This is a genomic window from Rhizobium sp. P1_E1, assembly GCF_056406015.1.
Map to the genome: position 1 here is coordinate 14,902 of NZ_JBFUAY010000042.1, position 22,715 is coordinate 37,616.

20 protein-coding genes and 1 pseudogene are annotated in these 22,715 nt (G+C 61.0%); 8 read left to right on the forward strand and 13 right to left on the reverse strand.

Translation table 11 applies throughout. The features are described from left to right. Nucleotides 1–27 precede the first annotated feature (27 nt). Nucleotides 28–495 carry a response regulator gene (locus AC1D1Z_RS16305; protein ID WP_018245479.1) on the forward strand — a complete coding sequence of 156 codons (468 nt, stop codon included), beginning with the start codon at nt 28–30 and terminating at the stop codon, nt 493–495. 162 nt (nt 496–657) lie between these two features. On the opposite strand, the gene AC1D1Z_RS16310 is transcribed toward AC1D1Z_RS16305, so the two are convergent. Continuing rightward, entirely contained in the window at nt 658–1,125 is a 468-nt protein-coding gene (locus tag AC1D1Z_RS16310) for a nuclear transport factor 2 family protein (RefSeq protein WP_018245478.1), read from the reverse strand. Nucleotides 1,126–1,271: 146 nt separating this feature from the next. Here AC1D1Z_RS16310 and AC1D1Z_RS16315 point away from each other — a divergent pair, with 146 nt between their 5' ends. Then, nucleotides 1,272–1,640 carry a winged helix-turn-helix transcriptional regulator gene (locus tag AC1D1Z_RS16315; RefSeq protein ID WP_018245477.1) on the forward strand — a complete coding sequence of 123 codons (369 nt, stop codon included), beginning with the start codon at nt 1,272–1,274 and terminating at the stop codon, nt 1,638–1,640. A gap of 13 nt (nt 1,641–1,653) precedes the next feature. Here the strand turns inward: AC1D1Z_RS16315 and AC1D1Z_RS16320 are convergent, their stop codons facing one another. Then, complete coding sequence (locus tag AC1D1Z_RS16320; RefSeq protein ID WP_026188674.1) at nt 1,654–2,628, reverse strand: zinc-dependent alcohol dehydrogenase family protein; 975 nt, start codon at nt 2,626–2,628, stop codon at nt 1,654–1,656. A gap of 53 nt (nt 2,629–2,681) precedes the next feature. Here AC1D1Z_RS16320 and AC1D1Z_RS16325 point away from each other — a divergent pair, with 53 nt between their 5' ends. The 4 genes from AC1D1Z_RS16325 (at nt 2,682) to AC1D1Z_RS16340 (ending at nt 6,738) form a co-directional block, all read left to right on the forward strand. After that, nucleotides 2,682–3,098: an acyl-CoA thioesterase gene (locus tag AC1D1Z_RS16325; protein ID WP_477851213.1), complete on the forward strand. Its 417-nt coding sequence runs from the start codon at nt 2,682–2,684 to the stop codon at nt 3,096–3,098. Between the two features lie 29 nt (nt 3,099–3,127). Continuing rightward, nucleotides 3,128–4,657: a class I adenylate-forming enzyme family protein gene (locus tag AC1D1Z_RS16330; RefSeq protein ID WP_026188673.1), complete on the forward strand. Its 1,530-nt coding sequence runs from the start codon at nt 3,128–3,130 to the stop codon at nt 4,655–4,657. Further along, nucleotides 4,635–5,837 carry a thiolase family protein gene (locus AC1D1Z_RS16335; protein WP_018245473.1) on the forward strand — a complete coding sequence of 401 codons (1,203 nt, stop codon included), beginning with the start codon at nt 4,635–4,637 and terminating at the stop codon, nt 5,835–5,837. Before AC1D1Z_RS16330 ends, AC1D1Z_RS16335 begins: the two co-directional genes overlap by 23 nt. Nucleotides 5,838–5,988: 151 nt before the next feature. Beyond that, nucleotides 5,989–6,738, forward strand: a complete 750-nt coding sequence (locus AC1D1Z_RS16340) for a sensor histidine kinase (protein WP_018245472.1) — start codon at nt 5,989–5,991, stop codon at nt 6,736–6,738. Nucleotides 6,739–6,813: 75 nt separating this feature from the next. On the opposite strand, the gene AC1D1Z_RS16345 is transcribed toward AC1D1Z_RS16340, so the two are convergent. Next, a complete protein-coding gene (locus AC1D1Z_RS16345; RefSeq protein ID WP_018245471.1) occupies nt 6,814–7,272 on the reverse strand; it encodes a carboxymuconolactone decarboxylase family protein in 459 nt (152 codons plus the stop codon). Between the two features lie 360 nt (nt 7,273–7,632). On the opposite strand from AC1D1Z_RS16345, the gene AC1D1Z_RS16350 reads away from it, so the two are divergent. Both AC1D1Z_RS16350 and AC1D1Z_RS16355 read left to right on the forward strand, forming a co-directional pair. Continuing rightward, entirely contained in the window at nt 7,633–8,397 is a 765-nt protein-coding gene (locus AC1D1Z_RS16350; RefSeq protein ID WP_018245470.1) for an SDR family oxidoreductase, read from the forward strand. 46 nt (nt 8,398–8,443) lie between these two features. Next, nucleotides 8,444–8,857 carry a cupin domain-containing protein gene (locus AC1D1Z_RS16355; RefSeq protein ID WP_018245469.1) on the forward strand — a complete coding sequence of 138 codons (414 nt, stop codon included), beginning with the start codon at nt 8,444–8,446 and terminating at the stop codon, nt 8,855–8,857. A gap of 48 nt (nt 8,858–8,905) precedes the next feature. Here AC1D1Z_RS16355 and AC1D1Z_RS16360 read toward each other — a convergent pair whose 3' ends face one another. The 10 genes and pseudogenes from AC1D1Z_RS16360 to AC1D1Z_RS16405 form a co-directional block, all read right to left on the reverse strand. After that, on the reverse strand, nt 8,906–10,189 hold the full coding sequence (locus tag AC1D1Z_RS16360) for a cystathionine gamma-synthase family protein (RefSeq protein ID WP_477851218.1): 1,284 nt from the start codon (nt 10,187–10,189) through the stop codon (nt 8,906–8,908). A 73-nt stretch (nt 10,190–10,262) separates the two neighbouring features. Then, nucleotides 10,263–11,342 (reverse strand): YihY/virulence factor BrkB family protein, encoded by a 1,080-nt coding sequence (locus AC1D1Z_RS16365; protein ID WP_018245467.1) that lies wholly within the window; start codon nt 11,340–11,342, stop codon nt 10,263–10,265. Nucleotides 11,343–14,787: 3,445 nt separating this feature from the next. Further along, complete coding sequence (locus AC1D1Z_RS16370) at nt 14,788–15,681, reverse strand: protein-L-isoaspartate O-methyltransferase family protein (protein WP_131704394.1); 894 nt, start codon at nt 15,679–15,681, stop codon at nt 14,788–14,790. A gap of 299 nt (nt 15,682–15,980) precedes the next feature. Beyond that, nucleotides 15,981–16,490: a GNAT family N-acetyltransferase gene (locus AC1D1Z_RS16375; RefSeq protein ID WP_018245462.1), complete on the reverse strand. Its 510-nt coding sequence runs from the start codon at nt 16,488–16,490 to the stop codon at nt 15,981–15,983. Between the two features lie 249 nt (nt 16,491–16,739). After that, nucleotides 16,740–16,963 (reverse strand): annotated as a pseudogene (locus tag AC1D1Z_RS16380) (IS5/IS1182 family transposase); the annotation flags it as partial. Between the two features lie 53 nt (nt 16,964–17,016). Next, nucleotides 17,017–17,784 (reverse strand): SDR family NAD(P)-dependent oxidoreductase, encoded by a 768-nt coding sequence (locus AC1D1Z_RS16385; protein WP_018245461.1) that lies wholly within the window; start codon nt 17,782–17,784, stop codon nt 17,017–17,019. Between the two features lie 291 nt (nt 17,785–18,075). Continuing rightward, on the reverse strand, nt 18,076–18,735 hold the full coding sequence (dhaL, locus tag AC1D1Z_RS16390) for a dihydroxyacetone kinase subunit DhaL (RefSeq protein WP_018245460.1): 660 nt from the start codon (nt 18,733–18,735) through the stop codon (nt 18,076–18,078). 3 nt (nt 18,736–18,738) lie between these two features. Beyond that, nucleotides 18,739–19,743, reverse strand: a complete 1,005-nt coding sequence (locus tag AC1D1Z_RS16395; RefSeq protein WP_018245459.1) for a dihydroxyacetone kinase subunit DhaK — start codon at nt 19,741–19,743, stop codon at nt 18,739–18,741. Between the two features lie 57 nt (nt 19,744–19,800). Further along, a complete protein-coding gene (gene apnL, locus AC1D1Z_RS16400) occupies nt 19,801–21,684 on the reverse strand; it encodes a D-apionate lactonase (protein ID WP_477851223.1) in 1,884 nt (627 codons plus the stop codon). Further along, the gene (locus AC1D1Z_RS16405) at nt 21,681–22,715 is read right to left on the reverse strand and encodes a Gfo/Idh/MocA family protein (protein ID WP_018245457.1); all 1,035 of its coding nucleotides are present in this window, start codon (nt 22,713–22,715) and stop codon (nt 21,681–21,683) included. Before AC1D1Z_RS16405 ends, apnL begins: the two co-directional genes overlap by 4 nt.

Consider the following 22,715-nt stretch of genomic DNA (forward strand, 5'->3'; position numbering starts at 1 on the left):
CAACGCCTTTGACGAAACGTTTGGCCCATGACAGACCCCACCGACATCGTGCGACGATCGACGATCCTGATCGTCGACGACGAGCCCGCAAATGTTTCCCTGTTGGAACGCATTCTCAAACGCGAAGGCTTCAACGAACTCATCAGCACCACCGAGCCACGCGAGGCGTTGCGGCTCTTTCGCGAACATCCGGTGGATCTCGTTCTTCTCGACCTGATGATGCCCGATCTTGATGGCTTCGCTTTGCTGGAGACCTTCGCAAGGCTCATTCCTGAAAACAGCTATCTGCCGATCCTGGTTTTGACCGCCGATGCAACATTGCCGACGCGCCGACGGGCGCTTTCTCTTGGCGCGAAAGATTTTCTGACGAAACCGTTCGATGCGATCGAGGCCATCCTGCGCATCTTCAACCTTCTCGAAACCCGTATCCTGACCCTGGAGCTTGCCAAACACGGGCTGGCAACGCCGAAATCGGAGCGTCCCCGGATTGATTGACGGGATCGGTTGATGGCACCAGCCATCTTGGCGTATGGGCGTTAGGCCATCGGCAAATGTTGACCGAGCAGTGCGGCGGAAATCGCCAGCAACGAGAGAGACGGCTGAACCAGGCGCGCTGTGTCGATAATGGGGCCAGCGAGGCAGCCGGCCCCATCCAGCTCAGAACATGGTGTTCTTGTTTGCCGCCTCTTTCGGAACGGCCTGGATCACGTCCCAGTGTTCGACGATCTTGCCGTCCTTGACGCGGAAAATATCGACGATCGCCTGGCCGAGATCGCCTGCGCCGTTCGTCGCGTGTACATGCAGCCAGACCAGATCGCCATCGGCGGCGCTGCGGACGATCTCAGCCTTCGATTGGGCATTGTCCTTGAAGAAGCCGGCGAAGAAGGAAATCAAAGGCTTCTTCCCATCGGGAACTTGAGGATTGTGCTGCCGGTAGTCGTCGGCGACGACCGAGGCAGCCGCGATATCGTGCTTGTTGAAGAACCGGTCGTAGAACTCGACAACCAGCTTCCGGTTGGCTTCTTCGATCTTCAAATCCCGCGTGGCCGATTCAGCAAAAGCGCCGGCCGGCGCGGCGATGCCCGCCAAAATGACGAGTGCGAAAAGCGATTTCCCGAATGTCATGCATTAAGCTCCTTGGTATGGATCGGCGAGCTAGTCTAGAATACAGACTATGACGCTTGGTCTATGAAACCGCTGCATCTCAGGCAAGAAGGCAGTTTCTGGTGCCAAGGTCAGCCGGCGATGACCGAGAATTGCAGGAGAAAGCCGTGTCAGAGACGCATGACCCAAGACAACAGCCCGGCGCTGGATGCCCGATCAGAGGCGTGCTCGATCGCATCGGTGATCAATGGAGCCTGTTGACACTCGATGCGCTGGAAAACGAGAAAAAGCGCTTCAACGAACTGCTGCGTGAAATCGGAGACATCTCGAAGCAGATGCTGTCCAAGACGCTGAAGCATCTGGAGCAGGACGGCTTCGTGCGGCGCACCGTCTATCCGCAGGTTCCGCCTCGCGTGGAATATGAACTGACGGAGCTGGGGCGATCCTTCCTCATCCCCATGAAAGCCTTGGTCGGATGGGCCGAGCAGAACCATGCGGCAATCAGCATCGCTCGGCTACGGCACGAAAACGCCTAGCGGCGAAGCCCTGTCAGGCCAAGAGCACCTTGCCGCCCGTTCGGAAGGGAAGCGCGGACTGCAGGGCTTGCCTGACATTTTCCAAAGGAAACACCTCGCGCACCTCGGTCGCGATGACCTTCGAAACGATCTGCGCCGCAACCTCGGAATAGGCCTGTTGGACATCGCCCATGGCTTGCGAATGAACCCATTCCCGAAGGTGAAAATAGGAAAAGGAAATATCGGGATGGGACGCCCAGAATGAATTCGGGATGCTCTGCCCCGAGAGCAGACCGTAATGCACGAAACGTCCGCCCGGCCGCAGCGCACCGGCGAGGACTGCGGCGCGCGCTCCTCCGACGCAGTCGAGCACTGCGTCGAGCCCATGCCGGCCGGCGAGCCCGGCAACCAGATCGCTTTCGCTTTCTTCCCTATCGATGATGACAGCCTCGACCCGGCCGCGCAGGCGCTCAAGTGATCCTTCGCTGCGCACGATGGCGACCGGCTCCACCCCTGCGGCGTTGGCGAGATCGATCAATATCGCTCCGATCGAAGAGGCGGCGGCATTGACGGCGATGCGCATGCCCGGCCTCAGCCCGATCTTGGCATGCAGCATCAACCAGGCCGTCATCGGATTGACGTAGCTCGTCGCAGCCTCGAAGTCGGTGAGCTCGTCCGGAACACGCAGGCACCAGCCGGGATCGGTATCCTTGAATTCCTGCCAGCCGCCGGCGCTGCGCACCGGCAGCACGCGTGTTCCGGGGGAAAGCCCATGAACCTCTTCACCGCACTGTTCAATCACGCCGAACGCTTCGAAGCCCGGAATGAAGGGCAATGTGGTGCGTCCGCTATAGGCTCCTGATATGGTGATGATATCGGACGGATTGATCGCCCGCGCCAGCAGGCGCACCCTCACCTCATCGCGCCGCAGCGGCGGCAGCGCAGCCTGCTCGAGTTCGACGACATCCTGAGCCGGGCCGAATTTTCGCACGACCGCCTGATATTGCATTGCATCCCCCACACACTGCGGTTAGATCACCCCGTCGAATTTTCGGTGATCGAATGAGCGTTGACGACRGGCCTTTAGCATCGTTCCGGGTCTCGATGCGAGACATCGACATCTATGGTCATGTCCACAATTCCCGTTATCTCGACTATTGCGAGGATGCAGTCGTCGAGTTCCTGCGGCAACGGCAAATTCTCAGCCATTTCCGCCACACTTCCTCCGGCGTCGCCTATCACGTGAAGAAGGCGGAGATCACCTTTCACAGCCCCATCGACCTTGACGATGTTGTCGAGGCAAAGGTGGACGTGGAGAAAATCGGGCGCACGAGCCTGTCCTTTGCGATCGAACTCTTTCGCCAGCGCGATGGCGCCCATTGCGCATCGGCGCATTTCGTCTGGGTCTGCGTCGGCCTCTCCGACAGCCGCCCGACGCCGATTCCCGAAACGACCAGAGCCGCTCTGTCTCCGGGCTGACGGCCGATCATTCAAACCCGCGGGTGTCCATGCCGATCCATGTGCAGCTTCTTCGACATGCAACGGAGACACCGGACAAGCCGGCGCTGGTGATCGACGGGCGTTCGCTCAGCTATGGCGAGCTCTATGTCCGCGCCAAGGCAATTTATCGCTTTCTCCAAGATCTCCCTCGCTCGAACCGCCGCACGCTCGATCTGCCCGGTGTGGAGAAGCTTGCCGCTCTCAGCCTTGGCAACCATATCGCCTTTGCCGAGTATTTTGCGGCGGCCACCGCCTACCCAAATGCCTGCGCGGTCGTCGACCCGATGATGCCGGCGGAAAGAATCGAACGCATAATCGAGCGGCTGGTGCCTGACGTTTTGATTGTCGACGACGATGCTGGACCAAGCGCCGAAATTGCCCGAAGACTTGGCATTCCCGTCATCGCTGCCGGAGCGGAGGCTTTCGACCTCGCCTCGACGCAAGGTGCAGCCGAGCTGCCGGTCGATGCCGATAAGATCTTTCTGATCGGCTTCACGTCGGGGACCACTGCCGAGCCGAAAGCCTATTGTCGCTCGCGCGAGCAATGGCGCCGGAGCCTCGATCGCGGACGCGTCGTTTTCGAGCTCGAAGACGCCCCCTCGACAATGTGCCCGGGAGCCTTGGCTCATGGCCTGGCGCTTTATGCGCTGGTCGAAGCTCTTGATGCCGGGGCAACCTTCCATTCAGTCCGGAAATGGGAGCCTAGTGCGGTCGCACGCGCCCTCTTCTCGGAAGGGATCGAACGGCTGGTCGCCGTTCCCACCCATATAGCCGGGATTGCCAGGGCCTGGACGGGTGAACCGGCCCTGGCCTCCCTGCGTGATGTCCTCACTGCCGGCGCAAAGCTCGATGTCAACGGTGTGGAATCCATGCGCCGCCTGTTTCCGAAGGCGCGCATCCGGGAATATTACGGCGCATCCGAGATTGGTTTCATGACCGTCTCGACCCTCGCGGGCGGCGAGATCGATTTTCCGATCGACCGGGTCGGACGAGCCTATCCCGGCGTGGAAATCTCCATTCGCGACCCCGATGAAAAGGATGTCGGGATCGATGTGGCGGGAACCATATTCGTCAGAAGCGACCTGATCGCGGATGGATATCTCTGGGGCGATGACGGTCAGGCCTTCCGGGTCACAGAAGCCGGAGCGACGGTTGGAGATCTCGGCGAACTCGATGCCAATGGCATGCTGCGGGTGATCGGCAGGGCGGGCGGCATGATGATATCAGGCGGCAACAACGTTTATCCCGCCGAAGTCGAGAGTGCGCTCAAGGCCTGCCCCGGTGTAGAGGATGCCGTTGTCTTCGGGCTGCCGGACGCCTATTTCGGCCAACGGATCGTCGCCGTTGTCTCGGGAGAGACGATGGACCCGAAAATCCTGGCCGATCATTGCGCGCAGATGCTCGGGAAGTACAAGATCCCCAAGCAATTCTATCATATAAGGTCCTGGCCGATGACGAGCAGCGGGAAAATCTCGAGGGGGCAAGTGGAGCGGGCCGTGGTTTCTGGAGACGATCTTGTCCTACGCCTTTCAGCCTGACGAGGATTGGCAGCCAGTCGTGGTTGCCGCCTACCGGTCGCCGATCGGCCGGGCTTTCGGATCGCTTGCGACTGTCGCGGCGGAAGACCTGCTTGCGCCGATCATTCATCGGATCCTTTCCGAAACGGGAATTGCCCCCGACACCATAGACGACGTTCTGGTGGGCAACGCCGCAGGTGGCGGTGGAAACATCGCGCGGCTGGCAGCCCTCACCGCAGGTCTGCCCATGGCGGTTCCGGGCGTGACTATCGATCGGCAATGCGGCTCGGGTCTGGAAGCGATCATCACCGCAGCCCGTCTGATCCAGGCGAAAGGCGGGTCGTGCTTTCTGGCCGGCGGCGTGGAGAGTGTCAGCACCGCGCCATGGCGCGTCGAAAGACCAAAGGCGAATGGGATGCCGCCGCGATTTTACGGGCGCGCCCGGTTTTCGCCTGAAACGATCGGCGATCCGGAAATGGGAATTGCCGCCGAAAACGTCGCGCGGCAGTTCGGCATAACGCGCCAGAGACAGGATGAATTCGCCCTGCGCAGCCACCGGCTCGCCGTGCAGGCGGCCGAGGCGGGCATCTTTCGGCCCGAGATCGTTGAAATTCCCACCAGCCATGGTCAGATCGAACGGGACGAATGCCCACGTGCCTCCACATCCCTCCCGGCGCTCGCAAACCTCCGGCCGGTCTTCCTGGCCGATGGTTCGGTGACAGCAGGCAATGCCTGCCCGCTGAACGACGGCGCCTGCCTGGTACTTGTCATGAGCCGCGCAATGGCGAGAAGCATGGGCATCGAAAAGGGCCTTGCCTTCATCGATAGCGCCGCTGCCGGTGTGGATCCCAATCTGCTTGGTATCGGGCCGGTCGCCTCGACCAGGAAGCTGCTGCAGCGTCAGTCCGGGCTCTCGCTCTCCGACATCGATGCCATCGAATTCAACGAGGCCTTCGCGGCCCAGGTTCTGGCATCGCTGGATCAGCTCGATATTCCTGCCGATACGATCAACAGGAACGGCGGAGCGATTGCCTTGGGCCACCCGTTCGGGGCGTCCGGCGCAATCCTCGTTACCCGACTATACAGCCAGCTGATCCGCGACCTCAGCGGATGGGCGCCGGGCGCGACCGGCCTGGCCATGATCGGTATCGGCGGAGGCATTGGGCTGACCGCCATGTTCGAGGCTACCCAGCTTTCCTGACCAAAATAGGGTAACGGCATCCGGCGCGCGACCATACGACGGTATTGCTTTCCCTCACCCTTGAACCAATCGACTACAACCCCGCTCGCGTCATAGCCTCCATTTGCTCGGGAACGACATGTCTGTTGCTGGAGCGGATGAGGAGCAAAGCATGTCGCAGTCAGATACCAACATCCTCGCTGATGAAGCTTACTTTTCCCACACTCGACCGGATGCGATTGCCTTCGATGCAAATTCTGCCGACGGCATATTTGGCGTCGTCCACGATCTGGGCAATCTGATCCAGGTCGCCACCTCCGCGCTGAACATGATTTCACGCAGTCCCGACATCGAGATGGCCCCTACCCTCCTGCCGATCTTCGCCAGTGCCAGGATTTCGCTTCAGCGTGCAGGAACGCTCGTTCAGCAGACGATGCGCCTTGCGAGCGACGGCAATGCCGCCGCCGAGCCGGTCGACATCAGGGCTTGCCTGATGGAGATCGAAGCCCTGGCCAAAGCGACCTGGGATCGCAATATCGCGTTCGAGATATATGCCAGCGAGACGCTTCCGATCTTCCGATGCAGCCGCGTAGGGCTGCAAAGCGCCATTATGAACCTGCTGCTCAACGCGCGCGACGCCATGCCGGATGGCGGCGTGATTTCAATCATAGCCACCTCCATCGACGACGAACGCGCCGCAGCCGGGATCGAATTGCGGATTTCGGACAATGGTCTCGGGATGACAGAAGATGTGCTACGCAGGGCGAGCGATCCGTTCTTCACGACGAAAGCATCGGGGCTTGGCGGCCTCGGATTGCCGATGGTGAATCGATTCGTTCGGGAAGCACGGGGCCATCTCCGTCTGGAAAGCGAGCTCGGCCGAGGCACGGTGGTGACACTGCGATTGCCCGTCGAAGGCTGAGGCCCAGCAATCCCGGGCCAAATTCAGTGCATAGCCGGGCGAAGCTTTTCGCCAGGCTCATTCCTAACGCAGCTGTCAGGCGGCGGCGCGTTTGTGATCTGCCGGATGCTGAAGCCGAAAGCCGATCGCCAGCCTGTTCCAGGCGTTGATCATCGCAACACCGATCGAAAGGGCCACGAGCTCGTCATCCGCGAAGTTGGCGTGTGCCTCTTCATAAACATCATCCGGCGCATGGCTTTTCGCGATCTGAGTGAGAGCCTCGGCCCAGGCGAGTGCGGCCCGCTCCCGAGTGGTGAAAAGCTGCGACTCCCGCCACGCGTTCAAAAGCAGCAGCCGGTCATCCGTTTCGCCGAGCTTCAGCGCGTCCTGGCGGTGCATGTGCAGGCAGTGAGCGCATCCGTTCATCTGGGAAACGCGCACCTTGACGAGTTCGAGCAACTTCGGATCGAAGCTTTTGGCAATCCAGCCTTCAACGGCCACGAGGCCGTCGATGCCGCTGTTCTTATGGGCCATGAAGTTCAGACGCTTGATCATTCTTATCTCCATCGTGAGAGCATTGATGACGCAAGCCTCGGCTTGCAGGCCAGTGAATACGCCTTGCCTTCCGGGTCGACCATCTGCCCCAACGGTTTATCAAGCCGATGCCTGTTGACGTGATGTTCCGCCATTTCGGCCAGCTGGCCTACTGCGTTGGCATAGGGTGAGAGCGACCGAGGAAGAATAGTTTGGGACCGCGATCCGGCGCATCCTCCTGCCCATCGGTTACCGGCCGCACCGGCGACGGTCCCGATGAAGTCGCTTCGCTCATTGGGGACGCGGTGGGCATGCCGAGCAGTTGCCTGCTCACCTTCAGGTCACCAGAGGACATCCTCGTAAAGGACAAGGAGACTAAACATGAAAATCGTCGTTATCGGCGGCACTGGCCTCATCGGCTCCAAGACCGTGGAAAGATTGCGTAACAAGGGGCACGAGGTGTTGGCGGCTTCGCCGAACTCGGGTGTGGACACGATTACCGGCAAAGGCCTGGCGGAAGCGCTCGCTGGAGCACAGGTGGTGCTCGATCTCGCAAACTCACCCTCGTTCGAGGACAAGGCCGTCCTGGAATTCTTCCAGACGTCGGGCCGCAATCTGCTCAAGGCAGGGGCTGCCGCCGGCGTCAAGCATCACATCGCGCTGTCGATTGTCGGCATGGAGCGGCTGCAGGGCAGTGGCTACATGCGCGCCAAGATGGCCCAGGAAGAGCTGATCAAGACTTCCGGCATACCCTACACCATCGTGCACTCCACCCAGTTCCATGAATTCATGGCTGGCATCGCCCAGTCGGGCACCGTCGGCCAGAGCGTGCATCTGTCGCCGGCCTATGTGCAGCCGATCGCCTCGGACGACGTCGCCGACGTCATGGCCGAGGTGGCGCTCGGCACGCCTCTGAACGGCACGATCGAGATCGGCGGGCCCGAGAAAGTCCGCCTCACCGAAATCGTGACGCGTCTCTTCAAGGCGACGAATGATCCGCGGCAAGTGGTGGCGGATCCGCATGCCCGCTACTTCGGCGTGGAGCTCGAGGATAATTCGCTCGTGACCGGCGCCAAGGCGCGGCTTGGCCAGATCCGCTTTGACGATTGGCTGAGCCGGCAGCCGCCCCAGAAGAAGAGCGCCTGACACCGGGCGCCAAGCGACCCATTCCCATCAACTGAGGAGACCAGACATGCTCAAAAAAATGATCTCGGCAGCAGCGCTTGCGATTGTCCTTGCCGCCGGCACTCAGGCTTATGCCGCAGGCGGCGACGCGAAGGTTCGCGTCGTTTTCGACCAGAAGCTTCCCAATGTTCCCGGCAAGAGCATGCGGGCGGTGCTCGTCGAATATGCACCGGGCGGCTCGTCGCCCGGTCATACGCACCCGGCCTCGGCCTTCATCTACGCCACCGTTCTCGAAGGGGCGATCACCAGCAAGGTGAATGACGGGCCGGAGAAGGTCTATAAAGCAGGCGAAAGCTTTCCCGAATTTCCGGGCGATCATCACGCCGTCAGCAAGAACGCCAGCAAGACAAAGCCGGCGCGCCTGCTTGCGGTCTTCGTGCTGAATACCGACGAGACGGAACTGACGACCGACGACAAGTGACGTGACCCACGATGCCCGGCGCCGCCGGGCATCGATTTCTCCCGCCCATCAGGCGCCCTGCAGCGCCAGTTCCAGATCCGCCACCAGATCATCCGGATGTTCGATGCCGATCGACAGCCGGATCGTCGATTCCAGAACGCCGATCCGCTGGCGGATATCGGCGGGCACGCCGGAATGCGTCATCGTTGCCGGGTGGCTTGCGAGCGATTCCGTGCCGCCGAGGCTGACCGCGAGCTTGAAGATCTGCAGCGCGTTCAGGAATTTGAACGAGGCTGGCTGACCGCCGCGAATGTCGAAAGAGAAGGTGGAGCCGGCGCCGCTGCATTGCGCGATGAAGGTCCGGCCGGCCGGCGATTCCGGATCGTGGTAGGGCAGGTAGTGAACCTTCTCGACCTTTGGGTGATCACGCAGAAAGTCGGCAACGGCCCGGGCATTGCTGTTGGCCCGTTCCATACGAAGCTGCAGCGTTTCCAGCGACCGGCCGAGCATCCAGCAGGAATGCGGATCGAGCTGGGTGCCGATCGCGCCGCGCAGGGCCTTGATCTGCTTGATCACCGCCTTGCGACCAAGAACGGCGCCGGCGATCAGGTCCGAATGACCACCGACATATTTGGTCAGCGAATAGAGCGAGATATCGGCGCCGTGCTCGATCGGCCGCTGGAAGACCGGTCCGAGTAGGGTGTTGTCGCAGACAATGATCGGCATATGGCCCTGTCTTGCACCAATCATGTCGGCCACGCGTCGGATCATCGCGACATCGACCAGACTGTTGGTCGGATTGGCAGGCGTCTCGATCAGGATGACGGAGACGCGGCCCTTGGCCATCGCCTCTTCCGCCGCCTTTTGCACCGATCCTTCGCTGACGCCGTCGRCAAATCCAATGGCGGCGACGCTGAAGTTCAGAAAGGTCTTTGCCAGCAATGTTTCGGTTCCCCCGTAGAGCGGCTGCGAATGCAGGATCGCATCCCCCGGCCGGACGAAGGCGAGCAGAGTCGTGGCGATCGCCGCCATGCCGGATGAAAACAGCACGCCGCTTTCCGTCCGTTCGTAGACGGCGAGCCTGTCTTCGACGATCTCGCTGTTTGGATGGTTGAAGCGCGAGTAGACGAGGCCGGCCCCCTTCCCCTCGGGCGGCTCGCGGCGGCCCGACACGTAATCGAAGAAGTCGCGGCCATCCTCGGCTGTATTGAAAACGAAGGTGGAGGTGAGAAACACCGGTGGCTTGACCGCCCCTTCCGAGAGTTCGGGATCGTAGCCGTAGTTCAGCATCTGCGTCTCGGGATGCAGTGCATGATTGCCGATATGGGTTTTGGAAGGATGCGGGGCGGTCATCAACGTCTCCTGTGTCGGGACTGCAGAAATGGCAGAATACATCAAAACCATATGAGAGGAGCAATCATCGCGGTCAGCTTATGGTCTTGCCCAGAGTGTCGGCGACATAGGCCCCGCGCGATCCCATCGGCAGCGGCGCTCCCGTCGTCGTGTCCTTCGCGGTCTGATGCTCCAGTTCGGCGTTCAGCTCGCCTCCGATGATGAGAATGACGACCGAAAGCCAGATCCAGATGAGGAAGCCGATCAGTGCGCCGAGTGTGCCGTATGTCGCGTTGTAATTGGCGAAATGATCCAGATAGTAGGAGAAGCCGAGAGACATGGCGGTCCAGGCGACCGTGGTCAGAGCCGCGCCCCACGTCATCCACCGGAGTTTGGCAGGCTCCCGGCTGGGGCCGAAGCGATAGACTGATGTAACGGCCACAGCGACGACCAGCAGAAGCAGCGGCCATCGCATGAGAAGGGCCATGTGCTCCTTGAATTGATCGAGCCAGAGATAGGAGAGGACAACAGGCATGACCCCGACGAGCGCCACCATGACAATTGTCAAAAGCATTGCGCACAAGGTGAAGCAAAGGCCGATCAGGTTCAACCGGACAAGCCCCCGCTTCTCCTCTTCCTCATAGGCGACGTTCATAGCGTCGAAGATCGCCAGCGTGCCGCTATGCGTGCTCCAGAGGGCGATGCCGAGACCGACAAAAAAGGTGATGCCGAGCGTAGCGTCGCGACGATCGACGAGTTCCTTGATCTGGTCGGCAAGAAGATCGAACGCGCCTGATGGCAGAAGGCCAGCCAATTCGCGAAGATGTTCGGATATGGTGGTCGGATCTGCAACCAGCCCGTAGAGTGATACCAAAGCCGCCATGGCTGGGAACAGCGCCAGCAGCAGATAGAAGGTCACGCCCGCGGCAATCAGCGTGACCCGGTCGGCGAGGACCTCGTGGAAGACGCGCCAGAACACGTCGCGAAGGCCGCTGAAGGGAATAGCCTCGGGCGTGCTAGCGCTGCGGCCATGATCGTCACTCGAGCGACCGACATCCGCAGATGGGGCAGCCGACCTGCGCTCCGTCGCCTGCATCAAGACAAATGCGCCGATCGCTGCGGCCATGATTGTCGCCGCAATGGGGAATTTCTTGAGGTGAAGCACATCTGGCATGAGGATGTTCTCCGATCTGGTGCGGAGATAACGCGGGGTTCCGCTAAAGGATGCAAGCCGTTGCTTTCCTGCGGACATTTAAGCAGGGGCGAGGTCAGCAGGTTCCCGCGGTCCGGGTCAGGCGGCAGGGATTGGAGGTGATTGAGGGGACGTCAAGTCGCGCAGCCACTGCGCTCGGTACCGCCTAAGCAACGGATCTTAAGTCGTTTTAGAAATTATAACGCATTGATATTACTGCAATCACCTCCGGCTGCGGAAGTGAAATCGGCCTTTAGTTCCTTTGCTGCGTTGTGCTGATTCTTTTCGCAAGTCTACCGATGGGGCGGCTTGAGGGCCACGAGACCGGTAGATCGGGGCGCAGCTCCGATCGAGAGCGCGACTTGGACTGAATCCCACTGCCGTCCGATGCCGGCGACCGCGACGCGCTGTGCAGCAAGCCCGACAAAACAATAGCGCCGGTGACAATGGCCTGCAATAGCCGTCTGCGTTATCAACGGCCAAATGCAAGACGGACCCCTGCGAGCTGATTGCTTTCGCTCGGCGCGCCGCATGGCAAAGCGTCGTCGCGACCTAGATGGTGACCTGCCCGCGGACGCGATCTCGATGGCGACGGCGGTTGCTTGATAGCGTGTCGGCAATCGGCAGAACGCGCATCGACCAAGTCGCCACGCGAAAGGAACTGCRTGGCAATGTGGCGGAGACTTAGTGCGCGCGTTGCTCGGGACGTCGGCCAGCTCACAGCCTGGCGCTATGTGCCATCGACGGCCCCTCCCCGACCGCGACTGGAGGCGCTGCTCGGGCAGTTCATTGCTGGGTATCTCGCGCATCCCTTTTGGAGGCAGGAGATCATCCACCGGCATATCGGCCGGGATTAACGCAGGTCTTCCATATTGCCAGAGAGCGAGGATCCACACGTCATCAAATAACGTGCATCGAAGGCGGGCGCCGCCCTATCTGATATGGCGGCGCGCCATGGCGTGACGGCCGGCTATCCCAGGTAAGGCGAACTCGATGCTGCCTGCCCCACATGCGCTCAGCTCGCCACCGAAAGCAGATCGGCGATAGTTGTCGCTGGGGCATGTGCGCTGACGGACGGTCGGCCGATATCGGTGACCGCCCGTTTGAACAACGGGCTAATACGTCGGAAAGCCTCGGCATTGAGCTCCCGATTCCGTCGGGTCGAAAGGCATCCCCTCCCCTGTCGCGTGATCCTTCCGCTCGATCTCGTGAAAAGTCGGATGCGACGACGTTCGGTCGGTCGGCCATCACATGGAAGGCGCGGCTTTRATGACGGCAGGACAGTCGTTCCTCCAGTCTTCCCTCAGGGGAATCCAGGAACCTCCGCAGGCCASCTATCGCCCGATCGTGCCGTTGTCCGCGGACAACCGGTTGATCAGCCCGGCAGCTGTCAGGTCGTTTGCACATGAACTGGTACCCGCGGCAATTGGTTTGCGCGGCCGGGAAAATATCCCTGATATCGCGCTACTGATGGATGCTGTGACCTTGCGGCACTGTAGCCGCCTCGATGGCTCTGCCTGGTGTCGTAGAGCAGCGGCCTCCTGCGCCTCGCCGAGCAGGCGTGGAGGTATTCGGCTCCAGCGCTTCCGAAGAGCCCTGTCGGGTCTGCCGACAGGATCGCGTTCCCCAGAGCCTGCCACCGGTTTGATGGAGAGCAGAATTGCACCCATTCAAGGAGAATGCGCGCTGCGGCTTCACTCTCCGAATGGGATCCGCGACCAGGATGGCAGCGCCGCCGCGGTGCTATTGTCGCCGCTTTTGCGTCTCGTTGACGAGGCGGCAATCGAGGCCCGTCACACGGCGTTAGGCTGTTTGGCTGATAGCAATGCTTCGGTCCGAGCAGATCGGTGGGCGGCGGCTCCGTCATTCGAGCCCCTGCGGCGCGTCTTAGGAGAAGCTGGAGAGGGGCAGCACGTGAGGGCTGCCAATCTGGCGTCCTATGAGCCCGAGCTGCATCGATCGGCTCGTCCGTCCAAGCTATATCGGTTGGTCCTCTTTCCTGGGGTTTTGTGGTCGGGGGCCGAAGCTTCGAATGATGCAGCGGATGGCTGAGAGCCGGCGTCGGGATCCGCATGTGCCAGGGCGGATAGTTGAATGTCGTCGCCGTTGTTGGTCGTCGGTGCGGATCGGCGAGCTTGGCGATCGCCATGTTCGATATCTCGGCCAATTCGGCCGTCGGTCAGGTGGAGACATGCGAGGCCGCGCCCTTGAGCGAACGAAAGGCTAGGCGAGGCAGCTCCATTGCGCATTGTCGTCGACCATTGCGAACCTCTGTTCTCACGTCTGGATGCTGGCCCACCAGCAGCGCGATGCCCGATGCTCTCATCTAGCAATTCGGGGTGGCGCAGGTCAGCCGGCTGAAGGCCGGAGACCCGCGTCCGCCCGGGTCGGTGCTCGCCAAGTTGTCCGCGGACAACGCCACGCCTGGCGCTGACCGCGTGAAAGCAAGCCGTACCCGCCTGGCACCTCCTCTGCGAAATCCGCTCAGCCGTCAGGCTTGAATTTGCCGCATTGCGACATTACCTCGTGACGGACCGAAGCGCTTTCCCCTCCTAGCCGCTTCGGTCCGACGGACAGCACTTCTCCTCCCAGGCTGTCGGTCACTATCGAAGCCCGGCGCATCTCTCCCGCGCCGGGCTTTTGCCATTCTGGCAACCCGTCGTCGGACAGGCAACGCATCCCCGCCTTCCATTCGTGTCGATCCGACCTCTCGAGATTTGTCGAGGTCGAGGAGGCTTGGGCCGGCGATGGGATGTCTGCGTCGCCGGTTTATGTCGCGACCGCCGCATCGACTCCAGCAGAAGAGCCGCGTGGTTGTCTCGTGAGACCGCTTGTGAACAAGCCGCGCGCCAAGAGCGCCACGATCGACGATGGCGCGGTCGCCACCGCTTACTGGCATCTGCCTCCGGTCTGCGCGGCGCCTTCCAGGAGGAAGCGCCGAATGCCTTGGTCATGTCGTTCCAGTCTATTAGAGCGGATCAAGTCAAATGTTGGTGCACCATATCTGACGCACGCCGGCCGCTGCCCTTCATTACGCCGTCGGCACCCAATCCGGTCTCGATCTCAGTCGGTATGCGGTGGCTCGGATCCTTGCCGCGCGCTTGCTGAATTCGAGAGAGGATGGATGGTGATTTCCGCAGCCGGCCCTCCAGCACCGGGCAGGGAAGGGTGCCGGTGGTGGGTCTGGACTAACCCTCGAGATCGCGAGATCCGAGGCCGGCGCTCCGAGCGTGTTGCCGCCTGTGCCTTACGCCGGGTGCTTGAGAGTTGCGCCGTCATCGTGGTCAGAAGTGCGGCTAGCTGATCGCGCCGGTCGAAAGAAGAATGGTGTCGAGGACGTCAAGCTCTTCGATGCCGCCGCGCGCCGCATTGCTTTCGTTCCCTATAGAGATGGGCCTCTCAGTCTTGCGGAACCGGCGCGGATTCCTCAGACGTCGTCATAGCAGAGCGCCCATTGGTCGCCGATATGCCAGCAGCGCCCTATCCGCGGGTCCGTCTTCCAGAGCAGGCTCTTGACGAATTCGATGCCGCCGCGTCTGAAGGCGGCGGTCAGCGCCTCGATCTCGTTATCGTCGATTGACAATCCACCGTTGGCGCAGACGAAATAGGCTACGCCGATCCAACGCGCCGCAAATCCACCCTCGCCGCGCACGATACGAAGTGCAGCGCCATGGGACGCGTGACGGCCGCCTTTCGACGGTCGGTCCTGGCGCGGCACGCCGAGCGGCAGCACCAGACGCCCTCCAGGCCGCAGTCTTTCGATCCAGGGTTCAGCAGGCCGCGCGACGGCGAAATTCACATAGATCGCATTCACCTCTTGCTGCGGCCATTGACTGCCGTCGGCGTTGATGACGCTGACATTGGCACGATCCGCAAGCGCTGCTTGAGCGTGGGCGGCCAGATCCGGATCCATCTCGACGGCATAGACATGACCAGAAGCGCCGACCAACTCTGCGAGAATGGCGCTATAGTAGCCGGTGCCTGCACCGATATGGGCGATACGGTCGCCGATTTGTACGTCCAGCTCTGCCAGGAGCCGGGCATGCAGTGAGGGGCTACCGTTGTTGACACCCTTGTCGGACTGCAGGGCGAAGAGCACGTCCTGATAGGCCAGAACCACGTCGGAGGAGGGGAGGGGGCGATATCCGCCGCCTAGATTGGCGATCTGCCATGGCGGCGGACCGAGAAATTTTTCGCGCGGGACGGTGGCAAAGGCAGCTTCGATCCGCGGGTTCGTCGTGGCGGCGGTTGCCACCACCTGATGGGCGTAAGCGCGGCGGACTACCGCCAATTCGTCGGCCGTGAACATCGCAGTCGGCATGAGGAAACTCCGGGCATGGCTTTGACCTGTTCCCTTTTTACGTCTTTGCGGCTCCAAATCCATCTCTATCCCGGTTCCTGATCCTTATGGATGGTGGATAGTCTTACTTGACAAGGAAGCCTATGACGGAAGGTAAGTGTTATTTAGCTTCCATGTAGGAAAAGTACGGTGTCACTTCATGGGGTTAATGTTCCGCAGGCTGCAGAATTTAGCTTCTTCGCCGCACATCAAAGTGTGGCCTGCAAAGAGGCGGCATCGGCCCTTGGATGCCAAGCACTCCCCAGCGCCATCGACACGTTTCAGGCGTCGGGTATCGCGCGGTGCCTAGTGTCTACTCTGAAACGCTTCTTGATCCTGTCGACGGGTGTACCGTCCTGAAGCGGAACCTGGACCAGTCGATCATAGGTCTCGAAGCCCATCTTTGCGTAATAGCCAAGGCCGCTGACGTTGTCGGCGCGAATGGTGGCATTGATGAATTCGAGCCCGAGCTCTTCCGCTGCCGCTCGGGTTGCAGGAAAAAGTGCGCTGCCGACGCCTGCGGTCCTTGGGTTCATGCGGGCAAAGGTCGCAATGTCGGCGAACCCTTTTGGCGGATCGCCGTATAAGCTCAGCGACTGAAAACCGACGAGTGACTGATCGTGCTCTGCAACATGGCAGGTAAGAGGAAACTCGCCATCGATGAACCAGTCCGCGAACTCGGCAGCCGAAAGCGGTGTCTCGAGTGCGGTTGTTCCGCCGGCCCGGATGATCTCGTTCAGGAGACTGCTCAGCTCCTCCGCGTCAGCAGAAACGGCCCTTCGAATGTGCATGTCCTGGCTACCTCGTCTCCGACCAACAGCCTATTGGCAAGAGTAGAGAGTACAAGTCACCATGTCGTCTGCAAGGGCAAATTCCGTTCAGCGTTCAACGAACCTGCTTTACGCGCGTGGTGTTCAGGCACTCAAATGCTTTTGCGTCTTTCGGTCGAAGAAATGAACCTTGGCGGTTTCGAAAGAAGACTTCGCCCGTTGTTCTGGTGCCGAGCGAGGCCCATTGCAGATAGGAACTGGCGCGATGAGCTACGGCGTGGACTCATTACCGCGTAGCCAAATTCGGATTGATGCGAGTTTGACGAACGCCAGATAGTTGGCCGCGAGTTTGGCGTATCTGGTCGCGACACCCCTACATTGCTTAATTTTGTTGAAGAACCGTTCGATCCGTTGCGTGCGCGATAGAGATAGGGGCTGAAGCAGATCGGGTCTTTGCGATTTCGTTTCGGCGGAATGTTCGCCCATGCTCTTTGCTGGCGAGCCAGCTCTCTAATCCAAACGGCGTCACCACGTGTGACACGTCAGCTTAGATGCGTCGCGTGAAGGCGCCGTCAACCACCAGATTGGCGCCGGTGACGTAGCTCGCCGCTGGGCTCGCCGTGAATGCGACGACGTTGGCGATCTCCTCGGGCCTCGCCATGCGGCCCATCGGGATCATGGCAACCGCATTACGAAAATCTTCGGGTTGCTCGCTCTTGATCCGATCCCAGGCACCACCGTCAAAGAACGTCGAACCGGGGCTGACGACATTGGCTCGGATACCCTTGGGCGCGACGGTCCGGGCGAGCGACTTGATGTAAAAGTGCAGCGCAGCCTTTATGGCGCCATAGGACACCTCTGTGTAAGCATTGAGTTCTGAATCCTCGACTCCCCCAATCGAGCCAATGGCGACGATGCTCCCCGCTCGGGATCGCTCAAGGTGCGGCATAACCGCCTCAACTGCCGTCACAGTGTGGATCAGATCGACGTCGAAGGCTGACTGGAACGCCTCGATACTAAGCCCGAAAGATAGGGCGCTGGCATTTGCCACCAAAATGTCGACACCGCCAAGCGCCGCCGCAGCGCTTTCAACCCAGCTCCGAAGTGCCGCTGGGTCTTTGACGTCAACCGACCGGCCCCAGGCCTTGCCTCCCTTGGATTCTAGGGCCTTGACCGCGTCCTCAACGGCGTCGCCGCTGCGGGCACAAATCGCGACGTCGGCTCCCTCCAACGCAAGACGCTCAGCGATGGCAAGCCCAATCCCCCGAGTCGAGCCGGTTACCAGTGCCTTTTTGCCAGTGAGCTGCAGATCCATTTCATGGGCTCCTCTAGTCCGACATCCGTTGGAAATACCGCTTTGTGAGGTTAGGTATGTTCCCTGCAGGCAAACGCGGCAAGACCGGATCGGCATAATGGTCATATCAACGTCAGGATACCATGATCGGTGATGCCTTCAGTTTTGGTGATCTCGGCTGGTAAGCCGGCAGCCGCAAGCCTGCTTGATCGGCAATTCCGCTTTTGGCACATAGCATCGTCTCGCTGCTACGCAGCAACGCGTCGGCCATTGGGGCATAGCGGACTCTGTCAGGCTATCAGTCCAGCAGATTTATGAGTTCACGGCCCAACCATCGTGATGCTGAGCAAATTTGGCCATGGCGGAGATGATGATGACGGCGGACGCGGCGCCAGGATCGATGTGCCCGATCACACGATCCCCCAATCGCGAAGCCCGTCCCTTGGTCGCCGTCATGTTGCTGGTCGCTTCGCAGCCTGTCCGCGCTGCCCGCTCCGCTGCCTCGAAGCATTGGGGGAGGGGCTTTCCCGACCGCCGGGCATCGAGTGCTGCGTCGGCTGCGGGCTTCCAGGCGTCAACCATCGTCTTTTCTCCGGGTTCGGCCTTTCCGCGTTCCTGGATTCCTTGGGCCATTGCCGCAAAGACGCTGAGGAAGTCATCATCGCTCAATGTCTGCTTGCCTTTGGCGGCTGCTCCGGCGCGCATGAAGGCCGTGGCATATAGCGGCCCGGACGAAGCGCCGACCGCATTCAGGAATGCCTTTGCCGCGACGTTGAATGCGGTTGTCGGGGCAATCCCGGCGTCAAGTTCGCCGACCGCTTTCGCCGCGGCCTGGCAGCCCGCATCCATGGCAAGGCCGTGATCCCCATCGCCGATGGCGCCGTCCAGTTCGCAAAGATGATCCCGTTCCGCCGCAATATCCTCGGCAATCCCGGCAAACAAGCGCTGCAGGTCTTCGGTCGTAAACGTCATTGATCACCTCGCAAACATCGCGCAATCACAGGGGTGGTCGATCAATCGCTGAAGCTCGTCGTCAAGATGCATGACCGTGATCGACGCGCCGGCCATTTCGAGCGAGGTGCAGTAATTCCCGACGAGCGACGTATGGAGGATGAGCCCGGCATCGTCGAGCCGGGACTTCACGCGCCGCATCATGATGTAGAGTTCCATCATCGGGGTCGAACCCAGCGAGTTGACGAGCACGGCGACACGATCGCCCCGGTCTGCGTTCATTTCGCGAAGAATGCTGTCCATGAGTTCGTCCGTCACCGCGTCGGCCGGCCTCAGCGGCTCGCGCGCCACGCCAGGCTCCCCGTGGATGCCCATTCCGATCTCCATTTCCCCTTCGCCGATCAGAAAGTTCGGCCGGAGGGTCTGGGGCAGCGAACATGGGGAAAGCGCGACACCCATCGTATAGGTTCGCGCATTGGCATGGCGGGCGGCGCGCTCGACATCGTCAAACGAGTAGAGAAGATCGCAGGCGGCGCCGGCGGCCTTGAAGATGAAGACGTTGCCCGCCACGCCCCGTCGTCTGTCCCTTTGATCGGGAGGAGCAGACGCCACGTCATCCGTGGTCAGGACGGTGCGTACCTCGATCTCGTCAAGTGCCAGCATCTCGGCTGCCATGTCGAAGTTCATCACGTCGCCGGCATAATTGCCATACATGAACAGCACACCGGCGCCGCCGTCGACCGCCATGGCGCAGGCGATAATCGGATCGGGCGGCGGCGACGCGAAGACGTTGCCGATTGCGGCCGCGTCTGCAAGCCCCTTGCCGACGAACCCCAGAAATGTCGGTTCGTGCCCGGAGCCACCACCGATGACCAATCCGACCTTGCCCTTGCGCGGCCCGTTTCTGGCGACGATCGCGCGGGGCATGTCCTCTACCGCGTAGAGATGGCGCGGATGGGCCGCCAGGACCCCCTGCAGCATCTCATCGACGGCATCGGCGCCGGAATTGATAAGCTTCTTCGTCTTCACATCGATCCTCCCGAGAGCGAGTTCCCGATCGCATAGATGCAGCAGCACCGCTGGAGGTCAATCCGCCAGCACGTCGCGCTGCAGCGGCAAGACGGCGACAGCCAATGGGGCAAGCAGCAGATCCCCGCTTGAGTCCTTGCCGGTCGGCCCGCATGCGCTGCAATCGACCTTTCTCTCTTTGCTCGTCAGATTGACGACGTACAGCCTGGCGCCTGTAGTATCCCTTGCAACGAAAGACAGGACCTCAGAGGGTGAGGAGGAGACGCATTCCTGCCAGGATGCACCAGTCAAAGCGGAGAGTGTCCGCATGGTGTTGAACAGCGAGCGCCGGCCGCCTTGTTCGGTCGGTTCCGCCGGACCGGCGATCAAACCGAACGGACCGGTCAGGGCCGATAGCGTCAGGCATTCCAGATCGGCATCCAGCACCCGTATCGCGTAACCGAATGCAAAAGCCTCCGCGAAGCGTCCATTGTGGCGTGGGTCGCGGTTGGCCATGGGTATGCGAGAGCCGGACGGATTGTCCATCGTGCGGCTGCCATAGGGGTTTTGCCGCATCGGGATCGTCGACRGGCCGATGCGGTAGGGCTTGTCGCCGTAGATCGCACGCACAGACCGGGTGACGAAGGGCAGGGCTTCCAATGTCTGCATGACGCTGAGATCGTCGGCCGCATGCACGATCGGATTGGTGCAGTGGCTGACGAAGTCGAGCTGTCCATCCGGGACACGCTTCCGGTTGAGCTCGGTGAAATAGCTCAGCATGCCGCCGCCAATGCGAATGCCGGGAAAGGCAGCGCGAGCGGCGGTATAGACTTCATCCAAAGGCGGGCAATCCGGCCAGGTGCTGCCGGGCGGCGTCGACTGCCGGTCGACCGAAGGCGAGATCATGATCGCATCCGGCTTGAATTCCGCCAGCTGCAACTGGCGGGCGATCTCGGCGGTCTCGCTCGCCGGGACTGATTTGCAGGGAAGGGCGATCTCCAACGTCGAGCAGCCGCGATGGGCCGTCGCGATTGCTGCGAACCGCCTGAGCGCGTCGACGCCGTGCCCGGCACTCGGGTCGAAATGGAAGAGGAGTTCCTGAGGAGCGATCTCCGTCAGGACGGACTTTGCCGATAGGGTCGCATCGGCCTCTTCGGGTGTAATGATCACGCCGATATTCGGCATGGTGCCGGTGCGCGCACCGAGCTCGAGTTTTATGGCGCTGACTGACACCCCAGCCGGAGGATGCCGTGGGGCACCGCTGATATCCCTGATAACAAGCGACGTCTTTTGCCGGACAGGCTGATTGGCGGCAATCTGGTAGGGCCAGGGCAGGGCGAGCGGCCTGACATATGTCTTATAGGATGCGTCCGACCAGTTCCTTTGATCTTCCATTTCAAAGGTGTCGCCCTCCATCCGGCATTCCGCCTGAACGTCAGGCATGACCAGGTGGGTGATGGCGCGCATGTCCTTGAACGGCTGCCAGGGCTCAATGAGATCGGGAAACCGTGTTGCTACGACCTCCCCGTCGACATGCTCGACCGTCGCCGGTGAACCTGCCAAACCGACGATCGGGTGCAGAATGCAGAAGCCGCAGCGGTTGGTCTCGAAGCCGGTCGAGGCGATGGCCTCAGCCTCGAAGTCGAGCCGGTCCGCAGTTGCGCTGATGCGAACGTCAATGACAAGCCTGGTATCGTCGGGTCCCTCGCAGCGGGCGAGATAGGCGACCTCGAAGCGATCGTCACTCTGCTCGATGCGGAGATCGGTGATTTCAGGGCTGTAGGTGCCCCAGTCCCGGTCGCGAACGAGATAGGAAATCGCTCGCAGCACCTCGGTCCCGTCGTAGCGGATGGTGCGGAGGTTGCCGTTGGCGAGATCGGCTTCCAGTTTTCCCGCTCTCAGCCGAATCGGCGGCGTTTCGACGAGGCGAGTGCCGTAGAGCTGGAACGCATCGACCGTCATCGCAGCATCGCTCCGACATCGATCGTCTGTCCCCTGGCCGCACTGTCATAGGCGGCCTCGACGAGCGCAAAAGTTTTCAGATTGTCAGCCCCTGACGTCGAGTGTTCCGCGCCGCGTTCCAACTGATCGACCCAATGCTGCTGGATCGTATAGACGCTCTCCTGGATGTTGTGCCAGGGCCGCGAGGCCCATGACAACAGCTTCGGAGACACGTCCGTGGTCGTGGTGCCCTTGGCGTTGGTGACTTCGAGGCCGTAACCCTGGGTCAGGCGGATCGTGCCTTCCGAACCGTCGAGCTCGATCAAGGTCTCGGGGAATGGCTCCCTGGAAAGCTTGGTGGCGTAGCTGACGTCGACGACCGACGTGGCGCCGTTTTCGTGATCGAGCAGAATGGTCGCGACATCCTCGCCCTTGATGATGGGATTGACCCGCTTGGTGCGGGCCGTGAGCGATCGAACGTCGCCAAGGATATAGCGCGCGATATCGAGCGTATGGATGCCAAGGTCTTCAATGATGAACCGTTCGCCCTCGGCGAGATAGGGCTGACCGGAAAAGACGTCGTAGGCCGAACGGAAGGAGAAACGGCCCCAGAAGGGCGTGCCGATGGCATCGGCCTCCAGCGTCTTCCGCACCGCCTGGATCGGCGTCTGCCAGCGAAAGTTCTCGTGCACCATTAGCGGTATGCCGGCATTGCGGCACGCCTCGACCATCGCCTTCGCATCCGACAAGGTCTTGGCGAACGGCTTCTGGCAGATGGCCGGCACCTTGTTCGCGGCCGCCATTTCGACGAGGGTACGGTGACTTTGGACGGTCGTGGCAATGTCGACGAAATCAAAACCGCCATCGGCGAACAACGCCTCGGCATCGCCGTAGCGGCGATTGATGCCGAACTGATCGCCGACGAGCTTCAGCCGCTCTGGGTCGCGATCGCAGATCGCGACAATGCCGGCACCTCGAACGTCATTCCAGGCATGCATCTGGTTTATCGCAAAGAAGCCGCAACCGATCAAAGCTCCTTTTAATTCCGTCAT

What these genes read in the sequence shown, in the direction of transcription:
- AC1D1Z_RS16405 (WP_018245457.1), bottom strand. Translation starts at nt 22,715, where the DNA reads ATGACGGAATTAAAAGGAGCTTTGATCGGTTGCGGCTTCTTTGCGATA.
- AC1D1Z_RS16310 (WP_018245478.1), bottom strand. Translation starts at nt 1,125, where the DNA reads ATGACATTCGGGAAATCGCTTTTCGCACTCGTCATTTTGGCGGGCATC.
- AC1D1Z_RS16350 (WP_018245470.1), top strand. Translation starts at nt 7,633, where the DNA reads ATGAAAATCGTCGTTATCGGCGGCACTGGCCTCATCGGCTCCAAGACC.
- AC1D1Z_RS16340 (WP_018245472.1), top strand. Translation starts at nt 5,989, where the DNA reads ATGTCGCAGTCAGATACCAACATCCTCGCTGATGAAGCTTACTTTTCC.
- AC1D1Z_RS16355 (WP_018245469.1), top strand. Translation starts at nt 8,444, where the DNA reads ATGCTCAAAAAAATGATCTCGGCAGCAGCGCTTGCGATTGTCCTTGCC.
- AC1D1Z_RS16345 (WP_018245471.1), bottom strand. Translation starts at nt 7,272, where the DNA reads ATGATCAAGCGTCTGAACTTCATGGCCCATAAGAACAGCGGCATCGAC.
- AC1D1Z_RS16385 (WP_018245461.1), bottom strand. Translation starts at nt 17,784, where the DNA reads ATGGATCTGCAGCTCACTGGCAAAAAGGCACTGGTAACCGGCTCGACT.
- AC1D1Z_RS16330 (WP_026188673.1), top strand. Translation starts at nt 3,128, where the DNA reads ATGCCGATCCATGTGCAGCTTCTTCGACATGCAACGGAGACACCGGAC.
- AC1D1Z_RS16320 (WP_026188674.1), bottom strand. Translation starts at nt 2,628, where the DNA reads ATGCAATATCAGGCGGTCGTGCGAAAATTCGGCCCGGCTCAGGATGTC.
- AC1D1Z_RS16365 (WP_018245467.1), bottom strand. Translation starts at nt 11,342, where the DNA reads ATGCCAGATGTGCTTCACCTCAAGAAATTCCCCATTGCGGCGACAATC.
- AC1D1Z_RS16370 (WP_131704394.1), bottom strand. Translation starts at nt 15,681, where the DNA reads ATGCCGACTGCGATGTTCACGGCCGACGAATTGGCGGTAGTCCGCCGC.
- AC1D1Z_RS16305 (WP_018245479.1), top strand. Translation starts at nt 28, where the DNA reads ATGACAGACCCCACCGACATCGTGCGACGATCGACGATCCTGATCGTC.
- AC1D1Z_RS16375 (WP_018245462.1), bottom strand. Translation starts at nt 16,490, where the DNA reads ATGCACATTCGAAGGGCCGTTTCTGCTGACGCGGAGGAGCTGAGCAGT.
- dhaL (WP_018245460.1), bottom strand. Translation starts at nt 18,735, where the DNA reads ATGACGTTTACGACCGAAGACCTGCAGCGCTTGTTTGCCGGGATTGCC.